The 26,196-nt window shown below is 60.4% G+C and carries 24 protein-coding genes; 4 read left to right on the top strand and 20 right to left on the bottom strand.

What is annotated here, in order from left to right:
• Window positions 1–6: 6 nt before the first annotated feature.
• The 10 genes from QNH97_RS13845 to QNH97_RS13800 all read right to left on the bottom strand — a co-directional run bounded on the left by QNH97_RS13845 (window position 7) and on the right by QNH97_RS13800 (window position 11,181).
• A complete protein-coding gene (locus QNH97_RS13845; protein ID WP_283557346.1) occupies window positions 7–2,244 on the bottom strand; it encodes a xanthine dehydrogenase family protein molybdopterin-binding subunit in 2,238 nt (745 codons plus the stop codon).
• A gap of 12 nt (window positions 2,245–2,256) precedes the next feature.
• On the bottom strand, window positions 2,257–2,730 hold the full coding sequence (locus QNH97_RS13840) for a (2Fe-2S)-binding protein (protein ID WP_283557345.1): 474 nt from the start codon (window positions 2,728–2,730) through the stop codon (window positions 2,257–2,259).
• 196 nt (window positions 2,731–2,926) lie between these two features.
• Window positions 2,927–4,246 carry an OprD family porin gene (locus QNH97_RS13835; protein WP_283557344.1) on the bottom strand — a complete coding sequence of 440 codons (1,320 nt, stop codon included), beginning with the start codon at window positions 4,244–4,246 and terminating at the stop codon, window positions 2,927–2,929.
• Between the two features lie 178 nt (window positions 4,247–4,424).
• Window positions 4,425–5,255: a phosphodiesterase gene (locus tag QNH97_RS13830; protein ID WP_283557343.1), complete on the bottom strand. Its 831-nt coding sequence runs from the start codon at window positions 5,253–5,255 to the stop codon at window positions 4,425–4,427.
• 25 nt (window positions 5,256–5,280) lie between these two features.
• Entirely contained in the window at window positions 5,281–6,312 is a 1,032-nt protein-coding gene (locus QNH97_RS13825; protein WP_283557342.1) for an ABC transporter ATP-binding protein, read from the bottom strand.
• The gene (locus tag QNH97_RS13820; protein ID WP_283557341.1) at window positions 6,309–7,103 is read right to left on the bottom strand and encodes an ABC transporter permease; all 795 of its coding nucleotides are present in this window, start codon (window positions 7,101–7,103) and stop codon (window positions 6,309–6,311) included. Before QNH97_RS13820 ends, QNH97_RS13825 begins: the two co-directional genes overlap by 4 nt.
• Complete coding sequence (locus tag QNH97_RS13815; RefSeq protein ID WP_283557484.1) at window positions 7,100–7,918, bottom strand: ABC transporter permease; 819 nt, start codon at window positions 7,916–7,918, stop codon at window positions 7,100–7,102. Before QNH97_RS13815 ends, QNH97_RS13820 begins: the two co-directional genes overlap by 4 nt.
• A 51-nt stretch (window positions 7,919–7,969) precedes the next feature.
• The gene (locus QNH97_RS13810) at window positions 7,970–8,974 is read right to left on the bottom strand and encodes an ABC transporter substrate-binding protein (RefSeq protein ID WP_123416655.1); all 1,005 of its coding nucleotides are present in this window, start codon (window positions 8,972–8,974) and stop codon (window positions 7,970–7,972) included.
• Window positions 8,958–9,977, bottom strand: coding sequence for a LacI family DNA-binding transcriptional regulator (locus QNH97_RS13805; protein ID WP_283557340.1), 1,020 nt, complete (start codon window positions 9,975–9,977; stop codon window positions 8,958–8,960). Before QNH97_RS13805 ends, QNH97_RS13810 begins: the two co-directional genes overlap by 17 nt.
• Window positions 9,978–10,104: 127 nt before the next feature.
• On the bottom strand, window positions 10,105–11,181 hold the full coding sequence (locus QNH97_RS13800; RefSeq protein ID WP_283557339.1) for a site-specific integrase: 1,077 nt from the start codon (window positions 11,179–11,181) through the stop codon (window positions 10,105–10,107).
• Between the two features lie 88 nt (window positions 11,182–11,269).
• Here QNH97_RS13800 and QNH97_RS13795 point away from each other — a divergent pair, with 88 nt between their 5' ends.
• On the top strand, window positions 11,270–12,250 hold the full coding sequence (locus tag QNH97_RS13795) for a DNA-binding protein (protein ID WP_283557338.1): 981 nt from the start codon (window positions 11,270–11,272) through the stop codon (window positions 12,248–12,250).
• A 49-nt stretch (window positions 12,251–12,299) separates the two neighbouring features.
• On the opposite strand, the gene QNH97_RS13790 is transcribed toward QNH97_RS13795, so the two are convergent.
• From QNH97_RS13790 to QNH97_RS13750, 9 genes are all read right to left on the bottom strand, one after another.
• Window positions 12,300–13,562, bottom strand: a complete 1,263-nt coding sequence (locus tag QNH97_RS13790; RefSeq protein WP_283557337.1) for a TIGR02270 family protein — start codon at window positions 13,560–13,562, stop codon at window positions 12,300–12,302.
• Between the two features lie 70 nt (window positions 13,563–13,632).
• Window positions 13,633–14,541, bottom strand: coding sequence for a hypothetical protein (locus tag QNH97_RS13785; RefSeq protein WP_283557336.1), 909 nt, complete (start codon window positions 14,539–14,541; stop codon window positions 13,633–13,635).
• A 9-nt stretch (window positions 14,542–14,550) separates the two neighbouring features.
• Window positions 14,551–15,639 carry a PAAR-like domain-containing protein gene (locus QNH97_RS13780; protein WP_283557335.1) on the bottom strand — a complete coding sequence of 363 codons (1,089 nt, stop codon included), beginning with the start codon at window positions 15,637–15,639 and terminating at the stop codon, window positions 14,551–14,553.
• Window positions 15,639–16,679, bottom strand: a complete 1,041-nt coding sequence (locus tag QNH97_RS13775) for a hypothetical protein (protein WP_283557483.1) — start codon at window positions 16,677–16,679, stop codon at window positions 15,639–15,641. The genes QNH97_RS13780 and QNH97_RS13775 overlap by 1 nt, the downstream gene beginning before the upstream one ends.
• A complete protein-coding gene (locus QNH97_RS13770) occupies window positions 16,676–17,788 on the bottom strand; it encodes a DUF2169 family type VI secretion system accessory protein (protein WP_283557334.1) in 1,113 nt (370 codons plus the stop codon). The genes QNH97_RS13775 and QNH97_RS13770 overlap by 4 nt, the downstream gene beginning before the upstream one ends.
• A gap of 14 nt (window positions 17,789–17,802) precedes the next feature.
• Window positions 17,803–18,261 (bottom strand): DUF6484 domain-containing protein, encoded by a 459-nt coding sequence (locus QNH97_RS13765; RefSeq protein WP_283557333.1) that lies wholly within the window; start codon window positions 18,259–18,261, stop codon window positions 17,803–17,805.
• Window positions 18,262–18,277: 16 nt separating this feature from the next.
• Entirely contained in the window at window positions 18,278–20,503 is a 2,226-nt protein-coding gene (locus QNH97_RS13760; protein ID WP_283557332.1) for a type VI secretion system Vgr family protein, read from the bottom strand.
• 71 nt (window positions 20,504–20,574) lie between these two features.
• Window positions 20,575–20,982, bottom strand: coding sequence for a hypothetical protein (locus QNH97_RS13755; RefSeq protein WP_283557331.1), 408 nt, complete (start codon window positions 20,980–20,982; stop codon window positions 20,575–20,577).
• 82 nt (window positions 20,983–21,064) lie between these two features.
• Window positions 21,065–21,667, bottom strand: coding sequence for a hypothetical protein (locus tag QNH97_RS13750; RefSeq protein WP_283557330.1), 603 nt, complete (start codon window positions 21,665–21,667; stop codon window positions 21,065–21,067).
• A gap of 510 nt (window positions 21,668–22,177) precedes the next feature.
• Between QNH97_RS13750 and QNH97_RS13745 the strand changes: the two genes are divergently transcribed.
• Entirely contained in the window at window positions 22,178–22,807 is a 630-nt protein-coding gene (locus tag QNH97_RS13745; RefSeq protein WP_283557329.1) for a LysE family translocator, read from the top strand.
• 21 nt (window positions 22,808–22,828) lie between these two features.
• On the opposite strand, the gene QNH97_RS13740 is transcribed toward QNH97_RS13745, so the two are convergent.
• The gene (locus QNH97_RS13740; RefSeq protein WP_283557328.1) at window positions 22,829–24,070 is read right to left on the bottom strand and encodes an OprD family porin; all 1,242 of its coding nucleotides are present in this window, start codon (window positions 24,068–24,070) and stop codon (window positions 22,829–22,831) included.
• 253 nt (window positions 24,071–24,323) lie between these two features.
• Here QNH97_RS13740 and QNH97_RS13735 point away from each other — a divergent pair, with 253 nt between their 5' ends.
• Together QNH97_RS13735 and QNH97_RS13730 are read left to right on the top strand one after the other, a co-directional pair.
• The gene (locus QNH97_RS13735) at window positions 24,324–25,271 is read left to right on the top strand and encodes a LysR family transcriptional regulator (protein WP_283557327.1); all 948 of its coding nucleotides are present in this window, start codon (window positions 24,324–24,326) and stop codon (window positions 25,269–25,271) included.
• A gap of 90 nt (window positions 25,272–25,361) precedes the next feature.
• A complete protein-coding gene (locus QNH97_RS13730) occupies window positions 25,362–26,165 on the top strand; it encodes a putative hydro-lyase (protein ID WP_283557326.1) in 804 nt (267 codons plus the stop codon).
• The last annotated feature ends 31 nt before the right edge of the window (window positions 26,166–26,196 follow it).

The following is a 26,196-nucleotide window of genomic DNA, read 5'->3' as shown; positions in this document are numbered from 1 at the left end:
AGACGGTCACGCCATCTTGAAAGGCAACTGCCGCAACGGCTTACCCGTCAGGCTCGCCACGGCATTCGCAAAAGCGGGGGCCAACGCCGGCAAGCCGGGCTCCCCCATCCCCGTGGGGGGTTCGGCACTTGGCACGATGTGAACGGCAAACTCCGGCATGTCGGTGATGCGCGGCACGCTGAAGTCGGCAAAGTTGCTTTGTTGCACGACACCGTCTTTCAGGGTGATGGCGCCACCCGGCAGGCACATGGACAAGCCCATCAGGGCAGCGCCTTGCACCTGGGCTTCCACGCTGCGCGGGTTGACGGCCAGGTTGCAGTGAACGCCAGCGGTGACATGGTGCAGCACTGGACGGCCGTCCTGCACGGAGGCTTCCACGACGTAAGCCACTACGGAACTGAACGACTCATGTACCGCCACGCCCCAGGCACGGCCGGCCGGGAGTTGACGCTTGCCATACTCACTTTTGTCCACGGCCAGTTGCAGGGCTTCGCGATGGCGAGGGCTTTGATCGCCGAACAGTTTCATTCGGTAGGCCACCGGATCTTGCTTGGTCGTCCGGGCGATCTCATCGATCAGCGTCTCCATGACGAAGGCCGTGTGAGTAGAGCCTACGCTGCGCCACCAGAGCACGGGTACGTTGAGTTTGGGATGATGGACTGTCAGGCGCATCGGTATCGGGTAAGGATTGCGCAGGCCTTCCGTCGCGGTAGGGTCGATGCCGTTTTTCACCCGCCCGCCGAACACGGTGCCGGTGATGATCGATTGCCCGACCAGGGCGTGATCCCAAGCCAGGACCTTGCCGTTGTCATCAAAACCGATCCGCGCGCGGTGAAGGTGCATGGGCCGGTAATAGCCACCCTTGATGTCGTCTTCCCGGCTCCACAGGGTACGGATCGGTGCATTCAGCCCAGCGGTGCGCGCGGCCTTGGCCACCTCGCATGCCAGCACGGCGAAATCGTTGCTGGGCACGCCACGCCGGCCAAAGCCGCCGCCCGCGGTCTGCACGTTCACCTGGATCTGTTCGGGCTTGAGACCCAGCACCTTGGCGGCCGCGGCGCCGTCGCCACCGGGAAACTGCGTGCCGACCCACAATTGGGCGCCATCCTCGCCAAGCTGTACGGTGCAGTTCAACGGCTCCATGGGGGCGTGGGCGAGGTAGGGGAATACAAACTCGGCTTCCAGCTGATGCGGCGCGCTGGCAAGGGGCGTCATGTCGGCATCGAAATGGAGTGGGCCGGGTTGGCCGGCCAGGTCCCGGTACTGAGCCAATTGGGTTTCGCTGTCCACTTTTTCTATCCCGGCCGTGTTCCATTCAACCTTCAACGCATCGCGTGCCAGCTTGGCCTGCCAGTAACCCTCCGCGACCACTGCAACGCCTTCCGCACCGCCGTCCAACGGCACCCGCAACACGGCTTTTACGCCCTTCGTGGCACGCGCCGCGCTGTCATCCAAAGAGGCGATTTTGGCGCCGAACACCGGTGGTCGGGCGACGACAGCCGTGAGTTGCCCAGGAAGGTGCATGTCGATGCCGAAATCCTGTTGGCCGCTGCTCTTGGCCTTGGCATCGATGCGCGTGGTGGCCTGGCCGATGATGCGAAAGTCCTTGGGATCCTTGAGCGTGATGTGTTCGGGCACGGGCATCGCCATCGCGGCTTCGGCCAGTTCACCGTAGCTCGCCTTGCGGCCCGCCGGACCGAGCACCATGCCGGATTGGGTGCTCAGGCTCGCCACGTCGACGTTCCAGCTCGCGGCGGCTGCGGCAAGCAACATGGCACGGGCACGGGCGCCGAGTTCGCGGTACTGGATGTAGCTGTTCTTGATTGAATTGGAGCCGCCGGTGAGGTGGATGCCGAAATTCGGATCCATGTAGGCGGCGTCGTTGCTGCCGTTGCGACTGCGCACCAGGCTCCAGTCGGCATCCAACTCTTCGGCAAGAATCATCGGCAGGCCGGTTTGCACACCCTGGCCGAACTCCAGCCGGTTGATGGTCACCGTCACCTCGCCGTTGGGCGCGATCTGCACGAAGGCGGAGGGTTGCTGAGTCGGCTTGAGTGGCCCGGCGCCGACAGCATTCGCCTCCTGCGCCAGGGCCAAGTGTGGAAACGCCCCCAAGGCCAGCCCGCCGATGCCGACGATCTTGAGAAAACTGCGACGGGGAAGGGCTGTGGGGCCGTCGGCATCGCGTTCAAGCATGTGCTGCAAGGCCCGAGGGAGCTCGTTTGGGAAGATCTCGTTCAACATGGTCAGCTCCGATCAGGCAAGGGCTTTGGCGGCATCAGCCACCGCGGCGCGGATACGGGCGTAGGTGCCACAGCGGCAGATGTTTCCGGCCATGGCTGAATCGATTTCAGCCGCTGTAGGTTGTTTGCCCTTGGGCTGGGCCTTGAGGAAGGCCGTCGCGCTCATGATCTGGCCGCTCTGGCAGTAGCCGCATTGCGCCACGTCGTGCTTGACCCACGCCTCGTGTACGGCGCTGCCGACCGGGTCGCTGCCATTGGTGGCTGCTTCGATGGTGGTGATCTGCTTGCCTTCGGCGGCGGCAATCGGCGTCACGCAGGAACGAATGGCCTGGCCATCGAGGTGCACAGTGCAGGCTCCGCACAATGCCGCACCGCAGCCGAACTTGGTGCCGGTCATGCCCAGCGTGTCGCGCAGGGTCCAGAGGATGGGAGTGCCAGGGTCTACGTCGACTGTGTATTCCCGGCCATTGATGTTGAGGGCGCTCATAGGGGGACCAGCTCCATTTGGTTTGGCTCTGGTGAACTATAGGAAGCAATCCATGGGTTTGATTGCACAATCCGGGCGGATACTTGCCTGATCTTGCGAATTAAGTTGTCGAACATCATCCCTGGAACGGATGACTTCAGGGCCAGGAGCGCTTTACGCATGACGCAACTCCCAGGCCCTGAGTAACGCTGAGCGCTTACATCAACGGGATGCTATAGCTCACAATCAGCCGATTCTGATCCTGGTCGCGAGCAATATCGCTGCGAGACATGCCGTTGCGCCAGCCAAAACCGACATTCTTCAACGCACCGCTCTGGATCACATAGTCCAGGGAGATGTCGCGTTCCCATTCACTGGCGTCCTGGCCGCTGGCCGTCTGGATATTGTCGCCCTTGAGGTACATCACCGACGCCTTCAACCCCGGTACACCAAGTGCTGCGAAGTCGTAGGCATATTGGGCGAATGCCGTGCGCTCACCGGCCTGGATGAACGTCTGGATGGTGCGGTCGGTGTAGAGATACAGACTGGCGCCGCCTTCGCCTTTACCCACCAGGCCGCCCTGGTTGAGTTGGGTAAAGTTGCTGTCTTCGGAAACGCTTTGATAACCCGCGGTAATGGCATGGCCACCCAGCGAGTAAATGAACGCCGCGCTCCAGGTGTCGTTGTCGATTTCACCGCTACCGTCTTTGGTATAGCCGCCGAGTTTGTAACCACTGGCGCGACCTGCCGAGCTGCTGTTCTTGCCATCGGACGTGGTCTTGAAGTAACGCAAGTCGGTTTTCAATGAGCCGTATTCACCCAGTGGTAAAACGTGCAACAGACCGGCGAAGTGCTGCTGGTAATAATCCTCAAGATTGGCGTAGTAATACTGGGCGGTCAGATCCTTGGTCAGTTTGTAATCGCCACCGGCAAAGGTGAATTTATTGCTTTCCTGGCTGCCACCCGCCACGGCCAGGCCGGCCCTGTCGCTGGACGCACGGCCGGTGGCATGCTCCAGTTGCCCGGCAGTGAAGGTCAGATTGTCGATTTCATTGCTGGTGACTTGGCCACCCTCGAAGGTTTGCGGCAGCAGGCGACCATCATTGGAAACCAGGATCGGTAATTTCGGCTGCAAGGTGCCGTAGCGCAATTCGGTCTTGGAGACGCGCATCTTCGCCGTTGCACCGAGACGCGCCCATTGGTCAGCGGCCTTGTCTCCATCGTTGGGGAACATCGAGCCGCCGACATGACGACCCGCGCCGCTGTCGAGCTTCAAACCCAGCAGGCCCATAGCGTCCAGGCCGAACCCGACGGTGCCGTCGGTAAAACCGGATTGATAATTGAGCATGAAAGCTTCGCCCCACTCTTCGGTTTTCGAGGGTGCGGCGGCTCCATCACGGTTATCGTTGTTGAAGTAGAAGTTACGCAGGTTCAAGTTGGCTTTGCTGTCGCTGATAAAGTCAGCGGACGCCAACGGGCTCATGACAATGCTCACGCCGCCGGTTAATAAACTCAGCACTTGAAAGATAGTTTTCATCGGGACGAACTCCAGCGCGGAACCTCTGTTCCGGGCAAAGTGAAAGGGCAGCAGGAAGCCCTCGGCCGATCACATGATTGGCCGATGCGTCCAATAACTCGTTAGAAAATCTTCAATGAATAGAGTGGGGTAGGGATTAAATCTCCAAAGCAGGTCATCAGTGAAAGTCCCTGGGTTATCAGTCGATCAATCCATGAGCGTCATAAAACGGATACGGTCCGGGATACTCGCCAAACACGCCGTTATGGGTCACCAAAGCCTGCCCATGCCAGTGATGCAGCAGGTATCCCGGTGGTTCCAGATTGAAATGCGCGGGAGCGGTTGGTTGTAGATCCAGGACGATCTGATGCGAGGTGCCGGGACACACGCAGCCCAGGCTACCGCCGAAGCGCCGCTGCATCGGCCGATGCAAATGCCCGCACAGCAAACGCTCCACCTGCGGATGATGAGCGATGACCTGCTCCAGTGCCGAAGCGTTGATGAACGGCTCGCGGTCCATATGGCCGATGCCACTGACAAACGGCGGGTGATGCAGAACCAATAATGTTGGAGCCTCGGGACGACGGGCCAATTGTTCATCGAGCCAGCTCAGTTGGCTGTCCAGCAATTGGCCGCCATGGCCCCCGGGAATGGTGCTGTCCAGGCCGATCAGGCGCAGCGGATGCTCCTCAACCACCCAGTCCAGGGGCGTATCGGCCAGGCTCGGCAGGTAGTCGTGGTCGGCAAATGCTGCCCGCAGGTGCTCGCGATTGTCGTGGTTACCGGGCACCAGATAACACGGCATGTGCAAGCGTGCCAGTTCGGGGCGCAGCACGGCATATTCATCAGGCCGACCGAAGTCCACCAGATCGCCACTGATCACCACGATGTCGGGGCGTGGAACATGGGCGTTCAAATGGTCGACCGCATGACGCAACGCGGCCAGGGTATCAACGACGCCATAGGTCAGTTTTTCCCCGGCTTTAAGGTGCAGGTCACTGATCTGTGCAATGAGAAACGGATGATTCAAAACAAATCCTCTGAGAACACAACTATCACGATGACAGGGTGAACAGCACTTGGGGTTCGACGGCCAAGGCGAGCAGGGCGCCAGGGGCATGGATGCTGCTGTCGGGGCTGTCCACCAACAATGGCTGGGCGGCGCCGACGTCCACCAACAGCCGGCTTTGGGCGCCTTGAAAAAACTGGCCGACCAGACGCCCGCGCAGGTGTCCTTCGCCCTCCATCACCCGCAAATGCTCCGGGCGGCAATAGACCGTGGCAGGCAGCCCGCGCCCGCGCCAAGGCAACTCTCCGCCATGGACTTTCAAGCCTTGGAGGGTGTGCTGGATCACCGCAAAAGCGTTGAGGTTGCCGACAAAACTGGCAACAAAGGCGTTGGCGGGTTGCTGATAGATTTCCCGCGGGCTGGCCAACTGCGCGACACGGCCGTGCTCCATGACCAGGATCCGATTGCCCAGGGCCATGGCTTCGCCTTGATCATGGGTGACGAACACGGCGGTAATACCCAGGTGGCGAAGCAGCTGATCCAACTCGCTGCGCAAGCGTTCACGCAGCTGTGCATCCAACGCTGCCAAGGGTTCATCGAGCAGCAATACCCGGGGCTTGGGCGCCAGGGCGCGGGCGAGGGCGACTCGCTGGCGCTGACCACCGGACAACTCGTGGATGCTGCGCTTGCCGTGATCCTGCAGACCGACCAGTTCCAGCAACTCCGAGCAACGCTTGTTCCGCTCAGCGGGCGCCATGCCGCGAATCTTCAGGCCGTAGACGATATTGCCGGCCACATCCAGATTGGGAAACAACGCATAGTTCTGGAACACCATGCCCACGTCGCGACGTTCGATGGGCAAACGAGTGACCTCGGTGTCGCCAAAAAACACCTGCCCCACATCCGGGCGTTCAAGCCCGGCAATCAGGCGCAAAGTGGTGGTTTTACCGCAACCGGACGGGCCGAGGATCGCCAGGGTTTCCCCGGCTTCAATGGTCAAGTCCAGGTCATGTACGGCAACGGTGCCGTCAGGGAACGCCTTGCGGCAACCCGCCAGGCGAATGGTGGTTCCGCTCATCGTTTTTCTCCACGGGAAAGGCGGGCGCTGATGGCCTGCAATGCAATCAGCAACGGCACGATCATCAGCAGGAATATGAGGGTGTAGGCGCTGGCAACTTCCAGCCTGGCCGAGGCGTAGCTGTCAGCCAGGCCCACTGGCAGCGTCTTGGTCATCGGGGTGTGAAGCATCCACGTCAGGTTGAACTCACCCAGTGACAGGGTAACGACCATTAACACCCCGGCGAGAATCCCTGCCCTGCAGTTGGGTACAACCACACTGAAGAATCGCCGCAGCGGCCCCGCGCCAAGGCTCGCCGCGGCTTCTTCCAGGACAGGCAGTTGCTGGCGTTGCATCACGGCCATCACCGGACGCACCAGAAACGGCAGGGTGAACAACACATGACCGACGAGAATGAATAGCCAGCTGCTGCGAAATCCGCCGAACTGCCCGTAGGTGAGCAGCAACGCCAAGGCGCTGGCCAAGCCTGGCATTGCCACCGGCAGCACCATCAACTCCTCGAACCCGCGGCTGAAGCGATTGTTCATCCGCACCAGCGCGTAAGCCGCCGGCACACCCACCACGCAGACACACAGCGCGCAGGCTACGGCCAGTTGCAGGGATAGCCAGACCGTGGGCGAATAGGCCTGCCAGACCTGCACCAGCCAATCGAACGTCAGACCGCTGGAGACTCCCTGGAAGTAATTGCGTGTCAGCCCGGCCAGCAGCGACATCAAGATGGGCACCAACATGAAGGCGCAGACCAGCAGAGTGAACACCAGTTGCCCGACAAACAGCGTGGAGCGCTTCACAAGACGGTCCTCGAATTCTTGACCATTCGCCGAGCCAGTAGCAGCACGACCCAGGTCAGCGCTCCCAGCACCACCGACAGGGCAGCGGCCACGGAGAAATTGGCGTAGTTGGTGAACACGTTGTAGATAGCCACCGGTGTCACATTGAGCCGAGTACCCAAGGTGAAAGCCGTACCGAACGCTCCCATGGACGTCGCAAAGCAGATCGCCCCGCACGACACCAGTGCTGGCGCCAGACCGGGAACGATGACATCACAGACCACTCGCCAAGGGCCGGCCCCCAGTGATCGAGCCGCTTCTTCCAGGCTTCGATCCAGGCTCTCGCATGCAGCCATCACCGTGAGGATCACCCGCGGGATCGAGAAGTACAGGTAACCGATGCACAGTCCCATCAGCGAGTAGGCAAAAATCCAGCGCTCACCCGCCAGCTCAAGGCCGAGGCTGGCGAACAAGCCTTGGCGGCCAGCCAACAGAATCACCAGGAAACCGACGACCACACCGGGGAATGCCAGTGGAAAAGTCAACAAGGCGACCAGGAGCGAGCGCCCGAAGAAACGCTGGCGACTGAGAAAAAATCCACTGATGCCGCCCACCAGCAGTGCCGCGAGGGTTGTCGCCAGGGCCAGCAGGCAGGTCTGCGCCAGGCTGCCCAAGTATTGCGCGCTGCCCAGCACCTGCCAGTAGCCGTTCGCGCTGCCATTACGACTTTGCCCACCGAGCAGGATCAGGTGCGCCAACGGCAACAGCCAGAACGCGAACAACACCGCAGCGGCAGGCGCCAGGGCCCAGGCAGCGGTCGGCCGCAAACGCGGCACCGTGGCCCGGCCCGAGGGAACCTCCCGGGCTTTTAATACCGAAGCGGTCACTTACTTGACCTCTCTCAGGTAGCGAGCGGAAAAGGCTTCCTGCGCTGCCGCCATCTGCTCGTAATTGACCACTCCGGCCCGGGCGTAATCGCTGTCGGGCAGGAACTGCGCGGCGATGTCGGCAGGCATCTTCATTGCCCGCACCGGACGCAGGTACGCCTTGGCCCAAAGGGCCTGGCCCTGTTCGGACAGAACGAAATCCAAAACCTTCTCGGCGTTGGCCCGATGGGGGGCGTTGCCGACGATGCTCATCACGTAAGGCACGCTGATGCTGCCTTCCTTGGGAATCACAAAAGCGACGTTGGCCTTGTCCTTGTAACGGGCCCGATAGGCGTTGAAGTCGTAATCCACCAGGATCGGCAACTCACCGGACAGCACCCGCGCATAGGCCGTCTGCTTGGGCACGATGGGCGAGTTTTTCGCCAGTTTCTGGAAGTAATCAATCGCCGGAGCGAAGTTGTCCAGGCTACCCCCCATGGCCTGGTTGATCGCGACCGCAGAGACGTAGCCGACGAACGCGCTGGACGGATCCAGGTAGCCGACCATGCCTTTGTACTCGGGTTTGAGCAGGTCGCCCCAGCTTTGCGGCACGGGCAGGCCGCCCAGCGCATCGACGTTGACCATGATGCCCAAGGTGCCGGAATGAATGGCAAACCAGTGTCCTTGTGGGTCCTTCAAGCCTGCCGGGATCTGCTCCCAGCCCTTGGGTTTGTAAGTGCCGACCACCCCGGCTTTTTGCGCCTGCAAACCAAACGTCACGCCGTAATACACCACGTCAGCCACCGGTGCGGCCTGTTCGGCCACCAGTTGCGCCAATGCCTGCCCGGAGTTCTTGTTGTCCAGCGGGACTTGCACGCCAGTGGTATCGGCAATTGCCTTGAGTTGCGTGCCCCAGTCGGCCCATTCCGGCGGGCAGTTGTAACAAATCGCCGTCTCGGCGGCCTGGGCCAGGCTGGCAACCCCGCAAAGCAGCAACGTCGCCAGGGTTTTACTGAAGCGGATCATCAAGCGTCTCCTCGTAGGGCTGAGTACTTTCGCCGGGCCGGATATGGCAGGGCAGGCAATGGGAAACCGGTGTGGCGCCGGCGATCTGCGCCAGCAGTTGATCGATCACGGTGCAAGCCAGCGCCTCAATGGGCTGAACGACACTGCACAGCGTCGGGTGCATCTGGGTGCCAAGGGCGATGCCATCAAAGCCAATGACCGACAGTTGCCTGGGCACGTGCCAACCATTGCGCCGCAGTTGCGCAATCAGGCTGATCGCCAGTAAATCGTTGGAGCAGACCAGCGCACTGAGGGCCTGCGGACCTTGCAGCAGCGGCTCGATGGCGGCGAAGTCGGCCTGGGTATGGGCCGGCATTTCAATCACTGGCAAGCCGTCGAGGCCGGCCTCACGCATCGCGTCGCAATAACCGGCATACCGCAGGCGAGCACGGTCGGACTGCAGGGCGGGGCCGGCCACCATGCCAATGCGCCAATGACCGGCTTCCAGCAGATAACGGGTGGCGAGGGCCATGCCGGCGCGGTTGTCCACCGACACAGCGCTGTAGTCCGGATTGCACGGCTGGTGATAGGCCAGGACAAAAGGGGTGTCCTCGTTGACCAGGTTTTGCAGCACGCGGCTACTCTCGGCGTCGGTCACCGTGAGGACGAGGCCATCGACGCGCTGGCGCAACAATTCCTCGACCACCACACTTTCGCGCTCGCTGCTGTAGTCGGTCGTGGCCAGGAGCAGGTTGTAACCGTGCAGACGCGCCGCGCGCTCCATCGCCTGGAATTGCTCGGCGAAGACCGGGTTGAGCAGATTGGGAACCACCACGCCGATCAGCTTGGTCACTTGCAGGCGTAGTTGCCGGCCGAGACGATTAGGCCGAAAACCGAGCTGGCGCGCGGCGGCGAAGACCTGTTCGCGGGTGGCTGGACGGACCACTTCGGGGGAAGCAAAGGCGCGCGCGGCAGTCGCCCGCGATACCCCAGCCAACCGTGCCACTTCTTTTAAATCAGTCATTGTCACTCGCTTGAGATCGATCTCATTGGCGAGGACATTACTCAGGGAATATGGCGTTTCAGGGATGGGTTGATGACATTTTGATGTCAGTCGTGGCGCGCAGGCTACCCGGCTGATGCAGCGCATCCTAGTCCGGCTTGAGCAAGTCTCCGGCGCGACTGTTCAGCAATTCACCGGCTTGAAAGTAGCTCATCACGGTACTCACGCTGCGATGTTCAGTCATTGCCATCACCTCACCCAAGGGAACGCCCTGGCGGCCGGCTTCCGTGACAAAGCCGGAACGCAGGCTGTGGGCCGCCCAGTCTCCGTCCAAACCGGCCAGTTGCGCACGGCGCTTGACGATGCGGGCGACCTGGTCGCCGGACAGTCCTGACGTACCCACCTTGCCGCCCTTGTACAGACGACGAAACAGCGGTCCGGTGCGGGCCGGTGCCGCTGCCAGCCAAGCGTTTAGCGCTTGCGCCGCCACGCCACGGAGCGGTTTTTCCCGGCGCACCCCACCGGTATCGGTCTTGGTCGCACCGAGCGCATAGAGCCAGGTGTCGGTGTCGAGCCGACGCAGGTCCTCAATCTGCAAGCCAATCACTTCGGAGCGGCGCCGACCTCCGCCACTCCAGGCTAACAGCAGCAGGGCGCGATCGCGTAGCCCGCGCACGCCGTCAGTACAGGTGGCAAGCATCGCCTGCAGCGGTTCAAGAACCACGGCGGTCTTCTTGCGCAGGGTGACGCCTTGGCGCGCCTGGGCCTTATGCGCCTCGCGCAGCAGGGTCTTGACCGCCGCGACTTCGCAGGGGTTATCCCACTCGTTCAAACGGTGCCACTTGGCCAATACCGCCAGGCGGTGGCTGACGGTGCTGAATGCCAGCCCCCCAGGCTTGCTTTTGACACCGGCGGCGATCAGTGCCGCATCGACGTTGGCTGGCAACAAGTGCGTCCAGCCGCCAGCGCCGTCCGGACGAGCAAGATGATCGACGATGAACTGCACCACCACGGAAGGCGGAAGGGCGCCATCACCGAGCGCACACCTGTACCGCAGCTGCAACCACGCCCCCCAGTAAGCGAAGGCGCTGCGGTAGCTGCGCATGGTGTTGGCGGCGGTGCCGGCGGCGATGAACGCTTCGGCGGCGGCGCGGGTCTTTTCGGCCAGTCCATGCAGCTCCAACGGTCCTTCTAATATCACTTGAGGAGCATCTGTATTATTCATTACGTTCAACGTATTATAAATTTGGTTACAGGATTATAGAGTCGGATAACAATTCATTATCAGACCTAATATAGCGGAGGGCACGACAATGGCGGTAGGCGTACCGGAAACGGCGGTGTTCGAAGCGGCGGATGCTGTGTTGGCGCGCGGTGAGCGGCCCACGGTCGAACGCGTACGCCTGGAGCTGGGCCGTGGGAGCCCGGCACGGGTTGGCGCCTTGCTCGATCAATGGTGGGAACGACTGGCGGGGCGGCTGCGCGGCGAAACGCGGTTGCCTGAGTTACCGATGGAGGTCGCGCAGGCCTTCGTGGGTATCTGGCAGCAGGCGACCACATTGGCCCAAGGCGTGATCGAGCAAGGGCTAAGCGTCCAGCGCCAGGTGCTCGACAGCGAGCGTGAGCAGCTGGCGATGGCACAAGAGCAGATCCGCCAGGACGCGGCCCGCGCTCGCCAGCAGGCTATGGAAGCCACCGCGGCTCGGCAAGCCATCGAAGTGCGCCTGAATGACCTGGAGCGGTTACTCGAACAGCGCCAGGCGCAGATCGATGACTTGCAGCACCAGCGCGGCGAATTGCAACGATCGCGCAGCGAAATGCAGCTGCAGGTGCAAAACCTGCAGCAGGAACTGCAAGAAGCGCAGCGACAGGCTGAACAGGAGCGGCTCGCCCAGGAAACCTATGTGCGTGGCGTGGAAGAGCGGGCCCACCGTGAAGTCGACCGTGCGCGCGAGGAGAGCAAGGCACGCCTGGGCGAGTGCCGCGAGCTGCGGCGCCAGTTCGATGAACTGCAACACCGATTTGAGCAGACCCGCAGCCAGCTAGCCGAAACGCAACGCCAGGCAGCGGAGCTACAAGCGCGCGCCGAGCTGGCAGCAGAACAGGGGGAGCAGCAGCGGCATTCGCTCGAAACGCGTCTGAAAGAGGCCCAGCTCGCCCTCGATGAGGTGCGTTACACGATGGTCGCCCAGCAGGCCCGAGCCGACACCTTGGAGGGGCAACTGGACCAACTGCGCACCACCCTGCAGCGCAAGAGCCGTACCAGGAAGGGCGCAGCCGACAAGTCCCCGTAGGATGCCGCGTTCAGGTTTGACAGTTCAATCATCGCTGCACGTGTACGGATCATCGCCCAAATTCCGCCGGTTTCCCCAGCAGTCTCTTTTGCCGCCGTGCCGGTGCGCTGGTAGGGAAAAGCACTTCGTTCGGCCGATAGCGTGCAACGCCACAAGCGGCGGCAATGCGCTGGCGTTGCTGGCCCCGGAAAAGGGCGTGCCGAAAGCTGCTTTCGCTCTGCGGCAACCCCAGCACATAGCCAGTGCCCACCTGGAAATCGCCGCCATGAGCCTGCCACCAGACTTCGATTGCCTGCGGATCAGGCCAAGGCAGGTCCTCATCGGGGTCCATGGCGACATTGGGGGCCTGCGGGTCGTCGTTCGGGCCAGCATCGAAGTCCGGTAAGTCCTTCAACTCCAGATCGAGCAGCGCCAGGTCGGCGCCGGTCATCAGGCTGAACGCCTCCCCGGCGACGCGGGCATAAGGCAGGTCGCTCATCTGCTGGATCAGCCACGTCACGCTGACCGGATCGCCCAGCAACCCAAGGGCCTGGATGCCGATGCGCCGCTGCGCGGGATTCTGTACCAGCTGGCGTATCCAGGCGATGCTGGGTTCGCGCTTCTGCCAGGCCAGCAATACACAGCATGCGCGGTACTGGAACTCGCCCGCTTGCTCGGCAAACTCGCACAGGGGTTCCAAGGCTTGCTCATCGCCCATTTGCGCAGTGGCCCAATTGGCCCAGAAACGCGTGGCTGGATCCTGGTGTAGACGGTGGGCCCGAATCGTCGGCAACAAGTCACGTCGGCGCAATTCACCGGCGGTGCGGGCGGCGCGTGCCACCACGCCGGGGTCGGCATCGGAAAGTCCGGTCAGCAGGGCAGGGCCGGGGTCGTGGCGATGCATGCCACAGGCCGCGAGGCCGAGGCGACGGAACAGCGGGGCAGGGGCGGCGAGCATGCGCTCGATCCAGGGCGCTATTCGCTCCCAGTCGAGCCACCCCAGGGCCATCAGATACCCGCGCTCCGTTTCCAAGGCACTTCGCAAGTGCTCGCTGAGCCGCGACAACACCTGCGCGTTACCTGCCTCGAAAGCCAGCACCACACTGGCGAACATCTCGCCGATGGCGTGCGGGCCGAGTTGGATCAGGAGGGTTTCCAGGCCGGTGGCGCCAGCGATTCGAAGGCCGTCGAGGTGGGCGTCGATGCGGTTGTCGAGGTTGCTCAAGTGGTCTAGATCGTAGTGCGGTGCGCGCAGGGCATAGTCGCGCAGGACGGCGAGGAAGCTGGCTTCTTCGGCGTGTTGGTCTACTAGGAACGAAAATTCGGTGTTCAATTCAGAGTAACTCCGGAGGGCCATCCCTGAGTAGGAGCGATAATTGCACCCTCGCATGCGCAAACTGGTTTCATATGTTGTCAGGGCAAATGATTTCTGCCCAGTGAGCCCCATCAAATCGCATTATCTGATCGTTACCAATGGACCATAGATAATTGCCACATGTCCGAAGGCGATAACCATCCATTTTCTTCACGCCTGGGATGGCGAGTTTTTTCACCTGATTGTTATCTATGACGCCTATCCCTTCGAATCCGGCAACATAAAGTACATCTTGAAAGGAAACAGCCCCCCATAGATCACCTTCGAGTTCATCATTCTGGATAACTTTCCAATAATCTTTGGATCCGACTAATACCACCCCATCATCGCCGCATGCGATGTACTTGTCCTGATCGAACGTCCCCACTTCATTCAGATCGACGTTCGTGGGACTATCGCATTGTCTCCAGAGTGAGCCATCAAAAAACCATATCTCACCGGCGCTGCCAACCGCATGAATGTCACTTTTGGAATGGCCCGCCATGGATTCCAGGCTTATGCCATCTTTTGTGCCGGTATAGAGCAGCCCCTGATCCATGTGCGCCCATACTCCATTGCTTCGACGATACACCTGTCGGCTATAGCCACAGGCGTATAGTTTCCCGTCGATAACGGTGATTTTGTTCATATAACCTAATTTCTCGCCGCCGGTCCCTGCGTCATCGATCGACTCAAAGGAGGGGATCCCCTGTTTGATCTCAACCACTTCTCCGCGTTTTCCGAGAATCCACCATGCTCGATATTCGCCATGTATAAAATAGGTAACTGAGCGGCTGTCAAAGTCGAATTTTTGCTGCATCCACCGTCCATCGAGGGTCGTATAGAACGTGGTGTACTCCGTGTCCTCGCCTTTGAGTGCATATGGAAAGGCTACTACGCCCAAGAGTCCCTTGGTGGGACTGAATCCATCAATGAAATAATGCTTGGATGATGTCATGGTTGCTCCTTATCCAATTGTGCCGCTGGCAGCTGTTGAGAAGTTTTCCGGAGTCCTGTTTCCGCTGCTGTCAGCACGTAGATTGGTGGTATTGCTGATGTTGGGACCTTTCGGAGGAACCGCCGATCTATTGGGCTGCTGGTGATAAGCATCCAACTGGGACCGTGTACATTTCGGGTCGCATCGTAATACTTGGCTGACCGCCGTTGCTCCGCTATTTGCTGCGGCCTCATAAGTCCAGGTCCCAGCCTTGCCGTTAACGAGGTTTTTATCCTCAGCCTTGTCGAATATGTCGTGCACTTTTTTGTGCTGCCCGGTGCTCTTGTCATGTCCAGACACGCATACACACGGGGCTAATTTGGAGTTATAGCCCTCGCAGCCGGTATATACGTCAGGGTTGGAAGAGTTTCCTTGATTAGGCTTCTGGATGCAGTGCTTAGGTATTACATGATGGGGGGTTTTCCCATCGCAGCAATTCGAGGGGGAATAGGGTGATAGAGAACACTTCATCGCGGCCTTACATTTACGATCGGCACACATGGCGTCCTTTGATGACTTCCTTTTTACCTGGCCTTTCTTGGTCCGTTTAAGGTGCTTTTCGCAGTGGGTCTTGAGTTTTTTAGCCAGAGGGGCACAGGCATGATCACTATCGTCGGCGAAGGCCGTTTCGTCCAAATAGGGCCAGGTCGGTGTGTTTCCGGGGAGCGATGCATGGTTATGTGTGGTCAGATCCATGTTCCGCACAACGTTCAGGCCTTCGAACTTCACATCCATCGACCAGGAGGTGAAGTACACCTTGCCCTTGATCTTACTGGTAATCACGCCCTTCTTCGGCGCGCAGCCGGCCTCATCGCCATAGCTGGTCTTAAAGTAACTTCTGTCTTTAAGCATGACTTCTTTACGGGTGATCTTCACCGTCCGACTTCCCTTGGCCGTGTCCTTCGCCATACCGGTATTGGGATAGGGGATGGGCACACCGAGCGGGGTGGGCGGGGCCTGGGGCGGGGTGAAGCAGACATCCGGGAAGCAGGCGATCGACTTGCCATCCGCCGCCTTGCAGGAAATCTCCATATTGTTGGCAAAGACTTGGTTGGCCATTACGCAGCTCTCACAGTCTGATAACTGAGCAATGCGACGGCGCGCTCGCCGGCGTCGTTGCCGAGGTGGCAGAAGATATTCGGACCTTCGCCGTAGCCCTTGCGACTGGCGGCCAACGCCACGGCGAGCATGGCCGGGCCGATGGCGGCGCCGACTTCGCCGATGCAGTCGGCCGGGTGCCAGAGATGGAAGAACTCCTTGCGCACGCGCAGGGTCCGGCTGAGGGCCAGGGAGGCTTCCTTGAAGTAGTACTGCTCGCCGGAGATGTCGGTGAGCCGATAATCCATTTGCTCCAACCCACAGCCGGCTTCGCTAAGGGCTGCCCGTACAGCTTGTGTCAGGCCTTCGGCGCGCTGGGGAATGTCTTCGGCCTCCACAGTGGCCTTCTCCATGCCGAACCCCAGGCCGATGCAGGCCAATTGCGGCTCTTCGCTGGCGACGGGGGCGGCCAGGACCACGGCGGCGGCACCTTCGCCGGGGATAAACCCGTTGGAATTCTGGCTGGTGAGCAGGCGTTCGCGTGCTTCGAAAGCACCCAGCGTCGATCCGTTCAAGAAGGAGTCGACGCCGGCAATCAGTACGTGACGATGGCCGCCCTGGTAGATCAGCGTACGTGCATTTAGCAGGGCCACGGCAGCGCTGACCCGTCCACGGGCGATGACGTTGGAACTGGGATGAAAGCGCAGGCCCAGTTCGGCTTCGATGGCGTGCAGCAGCCCCATATCGAGCCCATCAAGGCGGCCGGGGCGCTCGACTTCCGCTACCCCCAGCAGCAGCGGGGTTTTTTCCGGATCGACGTTGGGGGTGCTGTGCAGCGCCTCGGCGACGGCACGGGCGGCCATCTTGATCAGCTTGGTGCGGCCGCGCCAGGGTTGCTCCAAAGGCACGCTCGCGGCAATCAGCCATTCGCCACCTTGGTCGATGAAACGGGTTTCCTGGAAATTGTCGATGGCGCAGCGGATCGCCGCGCAGCTCGCCGGTGCGCTCAGGCCGACAGCGCTGACCATTCCCGAGCCAATGATGCAAAGTGCGGTCATCAGTCCGTTTCCTCGGGGGCGCGTTTGGCTTTCACCAGGGCGCCGAGTGACGGGTAGTAATCCTTGCCCAGCTCACGGGCACGCCACCACGCTGTGGACATAGTGCCGACCAACACCTGGGCGATCTCGAACATATTGCGTCGTAGCGGACGGGAGACACGCCAGGTCAGCTGCACCTGGCGCGCGTCCGTGTCGATCAACAAGGTGTCGATCACCGCCTGCACCGTTTCATGACCGCCTTTTTTCAGGAAAAAAGTCACCGGCACGTCCATTTCGGGGATGCGAAAGCCTGCGCGCTCCTGGGGCGTGAGGTTGAGCAACTGTACGTCCTCGCCGCCACGCAGGTGAGGAACCTGCTGGTCGTCCGGGGCTGCCTGGAAGTAGCGACTGTCGAAATCTGCCGGCAGGAACGGAAAGCAGTCGGCCAACCAGGCATCGTCGTAAGTACCGGCGAAGCGGGCGCGTTGCGGCCAGCTACGGCCGACCGGGCCGAGTGCCATCGGGCGAAAGTCGCCAGAGGGGCTGTCGATTGGCTTGCCCAATTCCTCGGTGTTCGGCATCGGCAAGCCCAGGATGTCAGCACTACTCAAGCGGTGCGGGTACCAGCCGCAACCGGCCGGATTGGCCGGGTAGCAGTGACGCATCTCGGGTTCGTTCGCCATCGGATGGCTGCCGCCAAAGGCCTGGGCATAAGAGATGTCCTGCTCGGTGAAGGGCTGCGGTAAGCCGGGAGAAGCGCCCAATAATCCCGGTTGCCATTGCCGGGGGCCAAGGACGGCAAAGGCTTTGGTCATCTGCCCGACGCGAATGCCTGCGGTCAGCTGCGTCACGGGCCGTCCGCCTGGCGCGTAGGCCTTGCCACACACCAGCACATCGCAGAATGGCTTGACCGGGGCGAAGTCCATTTCCTGCCAAGGGGCGCTGAGGCCCGGCTCGCCGAGAAAAGTGTCGGCCATCAGCAGCGGCTGCTGAGTGTCAGCGAGGGTCGCGGCACGGCCGTCCAACGGAAGATCGAAAGTACCCTTGGCCACCACGACCAGGGACTCACGGCCGTCGCTTGCCATGCCCAGGGTGTAGGCAGCCACCAGTTTGCTGGCGTTGAGCAGTTCCATGGATCGCCTACCTTCTAGTTAATCTGCACCGAACCGCCCTTGATGCGGTTCACGCCGGATGATCGACTCGACAGGTAGGCCCCTCGGATAAGTATCTTGCCTTCACGCGTGAGGGTAATGCTGGCCTTGCCGCAGCGCAGGACGATTTCCCGCTCGGCTGTAAACTCCAAGCGTTCGCCGTCCAGGTGGGCGACGGCAGGTGTCACGGTTTCCGGCAGACGCTGGATGCGCCCGATGACCAGCGGCCGGGCCACGTCGCCGGCCTCGAACATCAGGGCGACCTGGGCGCCGATGTCCTCGCGGCTGAGCGGAGTGGTGGTGCGCGCGGCGAGGCCTGTGTCAGCGGGGCAGCCGGGGAAGGCCACCACGGGGGCGTCCGCTGTCGGCACATCCAGCAGCACACCAATCACGACGCCCTCCACGCGTGCTGGCGTGGAGGTGGAGGAGGCGGGGAGGTGATATTCAACGGTCATAGCGCAGCCTCCATGGCTAGTTCTGCAGAATCTTCTGGCCTTTGACGACGACGTTCTTGTTGGCCTTGATGTTGATCGCGCCAGAGCCGTCGATGGTGATGTTCTTGCCGCTGATCATGATGGTGCCGTCCTTCTTCATGGTGATGCTGGCCGCGCCGGTGGTCAGGGTGATGGAGTCGCCGGCGGTGAGGGAAAAATGCTTGCCGACGTCCAGGCTGTCGTTCTGCTTGATACCCGTGGTGCGGTTCTGGGCAACGTCGCGGGATTCGTTCTGGCCGATCTGGGTGCTCTGGTTACCGTTGATCTCGATGCCTTCGTTGCCCTGGACCGTTTCATTTCGGTTGCCGCTGATGCTGATGGTCTCGTTGCCGCCCACATCCTCGGTGCGGTTGCTGGCAATGCTGATTTTTTCGTTGGCGCCGACCTTTTCCGTACGGTCCGCACCGATGGTGATGGTCTCGTTGCTGCCTACGTTCTCGGTGCGATTGGCGCCGATGGTGATTTTCTCGTTGCTGCCGACATCCTCGGTACGGTTCACGCCGATGGAGATGGTTTCGTTATTGCCGACCTTTTCCTTGCGATCCACACCGATGGTGATGGTTTCGTTGTTATCGACGGTTTCGGTGCGGTCGTGTTTGACGTGCACGGTTTCGTCGTTGTCGACGGTCTTGCTGCGATCATGGCCGACCCAGTGGGTCTCGTCGTTCTCGACCTCAATGTCCTGGTTCTTCTCGGCGTGGATAAACAGTTGCTCGGCGCCTTTCTTGTCCTCCATGCGGATTTCATTGAAGTTGGCCGGTGAGCCGCCCTTGCTTGAGCGGCTCTTCACCCCACTCTGGGTGGCATTGGCGGGCAACGCGTAGGGCACGGTCTGTTCAGCGTTGTAGACGCGGCCGGTGATGATCGGCCGATCCGGATCGCCTTCAAGGAAGCTGACGATCACTTCCTGACCGATCCGCGGGAGCTGCACTGATCCCCAGTTCTTGCCGGCCCAGGCCTGGGACACGCGAATCCAGCAGGAGCTGTTTTCGTTGGACTGGTCATGGCGGTCCCAGTGGAAATGCACTTTGACCCGGCCGTACTGGTCGGTCCAGATCTCCTCGCCACTGGGCCCCACCACCACGGCGGTCTGCGGCCCACGGACAATGGGCATGGGCGTCAGCGGGAGAGGGCGGAAGGCCTGGTTGGCATCCATGCAGTCCAGCTCGCTGATGAACTGTTCGTCCAGGTCCGACTGCCCGCTTTCATAGGGATCCTGGCGAATCTGATAGCGTGCGACCACCACCAGGTATTCGCGATTCTGGTCCCCACGGTCGTAGCCAGTCAGATTGAACAAATGGCCGCAACCCAGCCCGCGGGCACGGCCGCGCAGTTGCACACGCTCGAACTGGCTGTGAATGGCCTCGATGCGCGTACGCGCGTAGTGCTCGCCATCGTTGCTCTGTACGTATTCACCGGGATAGTCATAGAGCGGATGGTCGCTGTTGCTGTGGTTGCGCATCACGTTGGAGCGCACCTCAAGGCTGGCACGGGGGCGCAGGAAGTCATAGTCGTTCAACGCCAGCGAGCCGGGTTGTACCTCCCGGGCCAGTTGCCAATCGTAGAAATGATCGCGCTCGCGCATTTGTCGATCGGGCGGATAGAAGGGCACCGAGTCGTAGCCTGCCGCCGTGGAGTGGGCGCCATAGGCATCGGCCAACACCAATACATGCCGTGCCTCTTCATGGCGAAAGTAGTAATAGATGCCTTCCTGCTCCATCAGCCGACTGACGAAGTCGAAGCTGGTTTCGCGGTACTGCACGCAATATTCCCACTCGCGATAGCTGCCGCTCAGGCTGTCCTCGAAATCAGAAAAGCCGAGGTCGCGGAACACCTGCTTGATGATGTCCGGCACGGTTTTGTTCTGGAAAATCCGGCAGTCGGAGGTGCGCGTGAGCAGCCAGAACCAGGGCCGTAGACTGACCCGGTAACCGGCGAATTGGCCATGGCCGGTCAGTTGCCGACAACTGCAGACGATGCCGTGGAAGTAGCGTTTGTCGCCGTCGTACAGCTCCAGGGTCAGGCCCATCGGCTTGCCCAGCAACTGGTCGAAGGTGATGGCCCGGTCTTCGGAGGTCAGGTCCACTTCATAGTGGAACAACCGCCCCAGCTCCTCGCTGCCTTCCATGCTCTTGAGCACAAGGACATTGTCGCCGAGGGGGCTGTCGACTTGCACCAGGCGGTGGTTTTGCGTGATTTCCATATCGCCTCGTATTCACACTTCGGTCAGCGCTGACGTGGGTTCAAAATAGGTGAAGTGAGGCTGTTTATCAATTACGGCGCGTCAAAGTTCTCATAAGCCAGGGATATCGAATCGCTCTGCGGGTAGCTGACATACACCATCTCCCCATAATTGCTGGCGATCAACACGTAAGGCCATTTGCCGTTTGCCTTTCGCAGTTGCTCATACAGGGGTAGGAAGAAGTCTTTAGTTTGACCCTGCGGGTCGTAGGGAACTTCGCCTTGGAAGATTGGATAGCGCCCTTGGTTACAAAGCTGCACGCGCTCCAGCTTGATGCCGTTTTTCTCCAATACGGTTCGGGCCGGGTGCTGCCAGGTGGCGAGATCGACATCCTTGCAGTCGGTGGCTTTTTGGGTATAGAGCTCGGTGTCCTGGAGGGCAGGGTACGCCATGGCCTGGCTGGCCAGGAGCGATAAAGCCAGGGACAGAAGACGCAACATGGTGGTGATCCGAATAAGGGGGAGGTGAATTGTAAGAGGTTTCGTCGAATCAGAAAAAGACAACTGGGTGTTGCCGGGGTTATCAATCACCCCCCCAGTCCAAGGCCTGCACCCGCTCGCCGATTAAACCCTTCAACCATGTTGCGTGAAATTCCATCTCCGTGACTGGCATTTCAAAGCCCAGGCAACACCGCAAGGGTTCATCTGTCGGCCCCCTGAAGCCCACCCGATAATGTCCGCAGCGGCCGTAGAAAGACGTCACGCAGGGCGCTATCCAAAGGATATCGCTGAATGGAACCTGCACTTCGACAGGTTCCTTGTTACGACGCGTCTGGGTAAAGGTGAGCCGCTGCCTGGACTCGTCGAAGCTGAAGGTCATCACCGGCGCCTCGACAGTGGGCAAGCCGATTATGACGCCACTCAACAAAATAAGGACGAACAACACCGCCAGATAAGGTGTTTCGGTAATGCTTTGCAGGTAGTTCGCCATGAAGTCCCCGGTCGTCTCGTTCAGGGCTCCCGGCAGCGCCCCGATTGCCCAGACTGCGAAAATAAAAAGGGACGTAAAGACAAAGACCAGGGTCAGGTTTTCCGCTGGTGGCGGTTCTTTATCGTAGTGCCAGTACGGTGGATGCGCGGGTGTCGCGCTGCCACTAGGGGATGTAGCGGCTACGCTTGGTTGCACTTTAGTTTCCTGTTCAGTGGCAGTTGTGAGAAAGAGAAGCGGAGAAACTTTTCAGTTGATGCGACATCTTGACTTGCCTGGACGTCCTATGGACTGACTTTTTCTGGCACCACGGGCTTCTCGGCGTACCAGGTAAGATTCGTTGAGTTCGCTTAAGCGAGCGGAGACTTGAAGGTACCGGCGAAACTGGTTTCGCGATTAGGTGATACTGGCGATAAACACATCGTTTAACATAATATACATTACACGTAACATTATATTGCGGCTTCTGCCTGGTTACTCAGCAGATTTGAAGCCAGGAACTGCCGTACGCTAGTCATGCCTGCAACATCGCCCAGCGCTACCTCGAGCTCGTTCACCCAAGGCTGCTTCAGTGACATTCCGTCAACAGGCCCCGGGCGTCCGGTACTGCGTGCAGGACGACTGTTGCTGTCAGACAGACCCGGACTGTACCTGACGCGCGCTCAACAGTTCGCTTACCGTGGTGGCTCGTCTCTCGGAGCGATCCTCATGCCAGATCCAGCCAATCTCTATCTATTCGTGGTTGCTGTCGTACTTTTGCTGATCGTTCCGGGTCCCAACATGGCCTTTGTAACCAGCCATGCGTTGGCCCATGGCTGGCGCGGTGGTTTTGCTGCAGCCCTCGGCATCTCCTTTTCGGATTTGCTGATGACGATCATGGTCAGCGCTGGCATTGGTGCGCTGGTGATGAGTTGGACTCCGGCATTCGAAGCGCTCCGTTTGGCCGGGGCCTGTTATCTCCTGTGGCTCGCCTGGCAAGCACTGAGGACACCGACGGTGTCTCAGAACGCTCAGCTTCAGGACACATCCTTCTGGAAAATCTTCGCTCGAGGCACACTCAACAGTCTCTTGAATCCCAAGGCGCTGTTGTTCTTTATGGTGTTCCTGCCCCAGTTCGTCACCCTGACGACCGGGGACGTCAGTCTGCAGCTGATACTCTTGGGAGCACTGCTGGCACTGATTGCACTCATCTTCCACACTCTGCTTGGCCTATGTGCCGGACAGTTGAAAGCAAAACTGGTAAGCGGCAGGACTTCAAGGCGTCTAGGGACGTACGGTTTTGCCGGGATCATGACAGCATTAGCGGTGCGCTTGTTGTTTCTGGAACGCCCGCGCTGATCATCAAGTCCCTACGCGATCTCACCAAAGCGCAACCGTATAACTGACGATCAACCGATTCTCATCCAGATCATTACCAAAGTTCGACCGCACCGATGCATTGCGCCATTTGACACCCAGCCCTTTCAACGTGCCGTCCTGTACTACATAGGCAATGTCAGTGTTGCGCTCCCATTCCTTGCCTTCCCCCGGCGCGGTGCGTTGCACGTTGTCGCCTGAAATGTAGCGGGTCATGAAGGTCAACCCCGGGAAGCCCAGTGCCGCAAAGTTATAGTCATAGCGCGCCTGCCAGGAACGTTCGTCGATGTTGGCGAAGTCGCCAATCTGCACGAAGTTGACCAGGTAGGGATCGCTGCGGCTGATGTAGGGAAACGGATCGTCGCCGCTGATGCGCTGATAGCCCAGGCCCAGCGCATGCCCACCGAGGCTGTACGTAAACAGAGCGCCGAAGGCCTGGTTGTCGATATCACGGAAGTTGCCGTCTTCGGTACTGCGCGAATAGCGTACGTCGCTCTTGAGCGACTGCCCTGCCCCCAGGTCCAAGGTATGGACGAACCCAAGGTAGTTCTGCTGATAGATGTTTTCCAACTGGCCATAGCGGTATTGCGCCGTGAGGTTCGGCAAGAATTGGTAGTCCGCGCCGGCGAACTGGAACTTGTCGGTGGTTCCGCCGATGCGGTTGGCGGTCATGTCCTGATAGTCAGTGGAGTCGACAAAGTTGATCTGGGTGAGTCGCCCGGCGGTCAGCTTCAAGCGATCGATTTCCTGCACGCTCAGCAGCCCCCCCTTGAAGGTGCCTGGAAGCAGACGCGTGTCGTTGGAACTCACTGCCGGGTCTTTGATTTGCAGCGTTCCCACCTTCAGGACGCTATTGGAGATGCGCGCTTTGGCGGTCAAGCCCAGTTCGCCATAGCGGTCTTGAGAGCCGCCAGACAAATCGGCGGGCAGCAGATTGGTGCCCGCCGTGCCGCCGCCGGAATCCAGCTTGAAACCGGCCATGCCCAAGGCATCCAGGCCAAAACCCACGGTCCCGGCGGTGTATCCCGACTCTATCCGCAACAGAAAACCCTGTGCCCATTCTTCAGCCTTGTCCCGTGCACCTTCCTGGCGAAAGTCGCGGTTGAAGTAGAAGTTGCGGGCTTCCAGGCTGCCTTTGCTGTCAGCGATGAAGTCAGCCTGGGCGCTCGGTACGCCGATGAGGCTCAAGCCGAGCAAGGTACCGATCGGGGTGCAGATCCATTGGGAGGGTGTGAAATGTCGCACGGCGTGCTCCTTTTATGAACGCGAGCGAACCCACCAGGGGCGTTGCGCGCGCCTTATTATTGTTGTGTTAAGGCGTTTCGTTTGGGATGCGGACGCAGTGGCCTGCGTCGTGGACCGGATTCTTCGCGGCGGTTCCGGGCAGCGTCAAACGGGAAAAAAGCCGGATCGGGCATAAGAAAATTTGATGCGCCCAATCGCCCGATCTGGAGTAACAATTGCAAACATAAGAACCATAAGCGCCAAGAGAACCGCTATGAACCTCAAATTCCTCGAAACCTTCGTCTGGGTTGCCCGGCTGCAAAGCTTCAGCCTCACCGCCGAAAAAATGTTCAGCACCCAGGCCGCGATTTCCAGCCGGATCGCATCGTTGGAAGAGGAGTTGGGCTTGCGCCTGTTCGTGCGGGATTCGCGCGGGGTTTCGCTGACACCTGAAGGCCTCAAAGTGCTCGACTACGCCGAACAGATGCTCGAAGTCCAACGGGCGCTGAAGCAGTCACTGGACACCACCAGCCCGCAGCAAGGCCTGGTGCGTATCGGCGTGATGGATACCGTGATTCACACCTGGCTCAGTCCGTTGATGTCGATGCTGATGCAGGCCTTCCCCAGCGTGGAAATCGAAATCACCGCCGATGCTGCGCGCAATCTCTGCGAGCAACTGCAGAAAGGCTATCTGGATATCGTGTTCCAGACCGATCTGGTCCGCCACGAAAGCGTGCGCAACCTCGAACTCGGCCACTACCCCATGCACTGGATCGCCGCCAGCCACTCGATTTATGCCCGACCCTATGCGTCACTGGTCGAGATGGCCAGCGAACGCATCATCACATTCGTCAAGCACTCGCGACCGCACCAGGACGTGCTTAACCTGTTGTACGCCCATGGCGTCGCCGCGCCGCGGGTCAGTTGCGTCAACTCGGTCTCGGCCATGACCCGGCTGATTCGTGACGGCTTCGGGATTGGCGCATTACCGGCCGCGCTGGTGGCTAAGCCGCTGGCCAGCGGCGAGTTGATCCTGCTGGAGCCCGGCACTGCCCTGCCCCAGCTGCATGTCGTGGCTTCGTGGCGTGCCGGCGTGGGACTGGAGCTGATCGAGCGCATCGTCCAGATGAGTCGCCAGGTAGTGGGCCAGTACGCCCTCGACGTCGGGTCGCAACGCATGGTGGCGGTCCCCGGCCTGAACAGCCAGCCGCCCCTGGAATAACTTTTAGTTGTGGGGGGTACCAATATTCCTTGTTGGACGACATTGCCACGCTTCTCTAAAAAAGAGCTATGAACCTTTGGAGATGTCGTGATGAGTCAACCGGCCCTGCCCTTCGAACACCTGCAGCAATGCGCCCCGCTCGCCCTACGCCAACACATCGCCGCCGGCCAGTATCAGGGCCATACCAGCGGCCTGGGCCAGGGGCGGGTGCAAGCCAATATCGTGATATTGCCCAGCGATTGGGCCAACGAATTCCTGCGCTATTGCACCCTCAACCGCCAGGCCTGCCCGCTGCTCGACGTGACCGAGCCAGGGGACCCGTTTTTCCGTAACTTGGGCACCCCCATCGATATCCGTCATGAGGTGCCTCAATACCGGGTCTATCGACACGGCGAGTTGACCGAGGAACCGTTGGACATCGAGCACCTGTGGCAAGACGACTTGGTGGCCTTCGCCCTCGGCTGCTCGTTCTCGTTTGAGCAACCCTTGCTGGAGGCGGGCATCCGTCTCAGGCACATTGATCTGGGGCGCAACGTCGCGATGTTCCGGACCAACATCGACACGCGCCCCACCGCTCGCCTGTCTGGCAAAATGGTGGTGACCATGCGGCCAATGAAAGCCGCTGCGGCGATCCAGGCGATCCAGATCACCGGCCGCATGCCCAACGTCCATGGCGCCCCGGTCCATATCGGTGATCCGTCGCTGATTGGCATTCAGTCCCTGGACAAACCAGATTACGGTGACGCCGTGCCAGTGGAAGCGGACGAGATCCCGGTGTTCTGGGCCTGCGGTGTGACGCCTCAATCGGTGGTCCAGGCCTCGCGCCCACCGCTCTGCATCACCCACGCCCCGGGCTGCATGCTGGTGACGGATTTATGGAACAGTGACTTGTGAGCCTCGGACGAGGCCGCGCTCAACTTGATAG

It is taken from the genome of Pseudomonas sp. G2-4 (genome assembly GCF_030064125.1).
GTDB lineage: Bacteria > Pseudomonadota > Gammaproteobacteria > Pseudomonadales > Pseudomonadaceae > Aquipseudomonas.
Note: the sequence above shows the minus strand (reverse complement) of the source record. Positions and strands in the feature narration are given on the sequence as shown.

Coding starts and splice junctions, on each gene's coding strand:
- QNH97_RS13845 (WP_283557346.1), bottom strand. CDS start 2,244: ATGTTGAACGAGATCTTCCCAAACGAGCTCCCTCGGGCCTTGCAGCAC.
- QNH97_RS13840 (WP_283557345.1), bottom strand. CDS start 2,730: ATGAGCGCCCTCAACATCAATGGCCGGGAATACACAGTCGACGTAGAC.
- QNH97_RS13835 (WP_283557344.1), bottom strand. CDS start 4,246: ATGAAAACTATCTTTCAAGTGCTGAGTTTATTAACCGGCGGCGTGAGC.
- QNH97_RS13825 (WP_283557342.1), bottom strand. CDS start 6,312: ATGAGCGGAACCACCATTCGCCTGGCGGGTTGCCGCAAGGCGTTCCCT.
- QNH97_RS13810 (WP_123416655.1), bottom strand. CDS start 8,974: ATGATCCGCTTCAGTAAAACCCTGGCGACGTTGCTGCTTTGCGGGGTT.
- QNH97_RS13805 (WP_283557340.1), bottom strand. CDS start 9,977: ATGACTGATTTAAAAGAAGTGGCACGGTTGGCTGGGGTATCGCGGGCG.
- QNH97_RS13800 (WP_283557339.1), bottom strand. CDS start 11,181: ATGAATAATACAGATGCTCCTCAAGTGATATTAGAAGGACCGTTGGAG.
- QNH97_RS13795 (WP_283557338.1), top strand. CDS start 11,270: ATGGCGGTAGGCGTACCGGAAACGGCGGTGTTCGAAGCGGCGGATGCT.
- QNH97_RS13785 (WP_283557336.1), bottom strand. CDS start 14,541: ATGACATCATCCAAGCATTATTTCATTGATGGATTCAGTCCCACCAAG.
- QNH97_RS13780 (WP_283557335.1), bottom strand. CDS start 15,639: ATGGCCAACCAAGTCTTTGCCAACAATATGGAGATTTCCTGCAAGGCG.
- QNH97_RS13770 (WP_283557334.1), bottom strand. CDS start 17,788: ATGGAACTGCTCAACGCCAGCAAACTGGTGGCTGCCTACACCCTGGGC.
- QNH97_RS13765 (WP_283557333.1), bottom strand. CDS start 18,261: ATGACCGTTGAATATCACCTCCCCGCCTCCTCCACCTCCACGCCAGCA.
- QNH97_RS13760 (WP_283557332.1), bottom strand. CDS start 20,503: ATGGAAATCACGCAAAACCACCGCCTGGTGCAAGTCGACAGCCCCCTC.
- QNH97_RS13755 (WP_283557331.1), bottom strand. CDS start 20,982: ATGTTGCGTCTTCTGTCCCTGGCTTTATCGCTCCTGGCCAGCCAGGCC.
- QNH97_RS13745 (WP_283557329.1), top strand. CDS start 22,178: ATGCCAGATCCAGCCAATCTCTATCTATTCGTGGTTGCTGTCGTACTT.
- QNH97_RS13735 (WP_283557327.1), top strand. CDS start 24,324: ATGAACCTCAAATTCCTCGAAACCTTCGTCTGGGTTGCCCGGCTGCAA.
- QNH97_RS13730 (WP_283557326.1), top strand. CDS start 25,362: ATGAGTCAACCGGCCCTGCCCTTCGAACACCTGCAGCAATGCGCCCCG.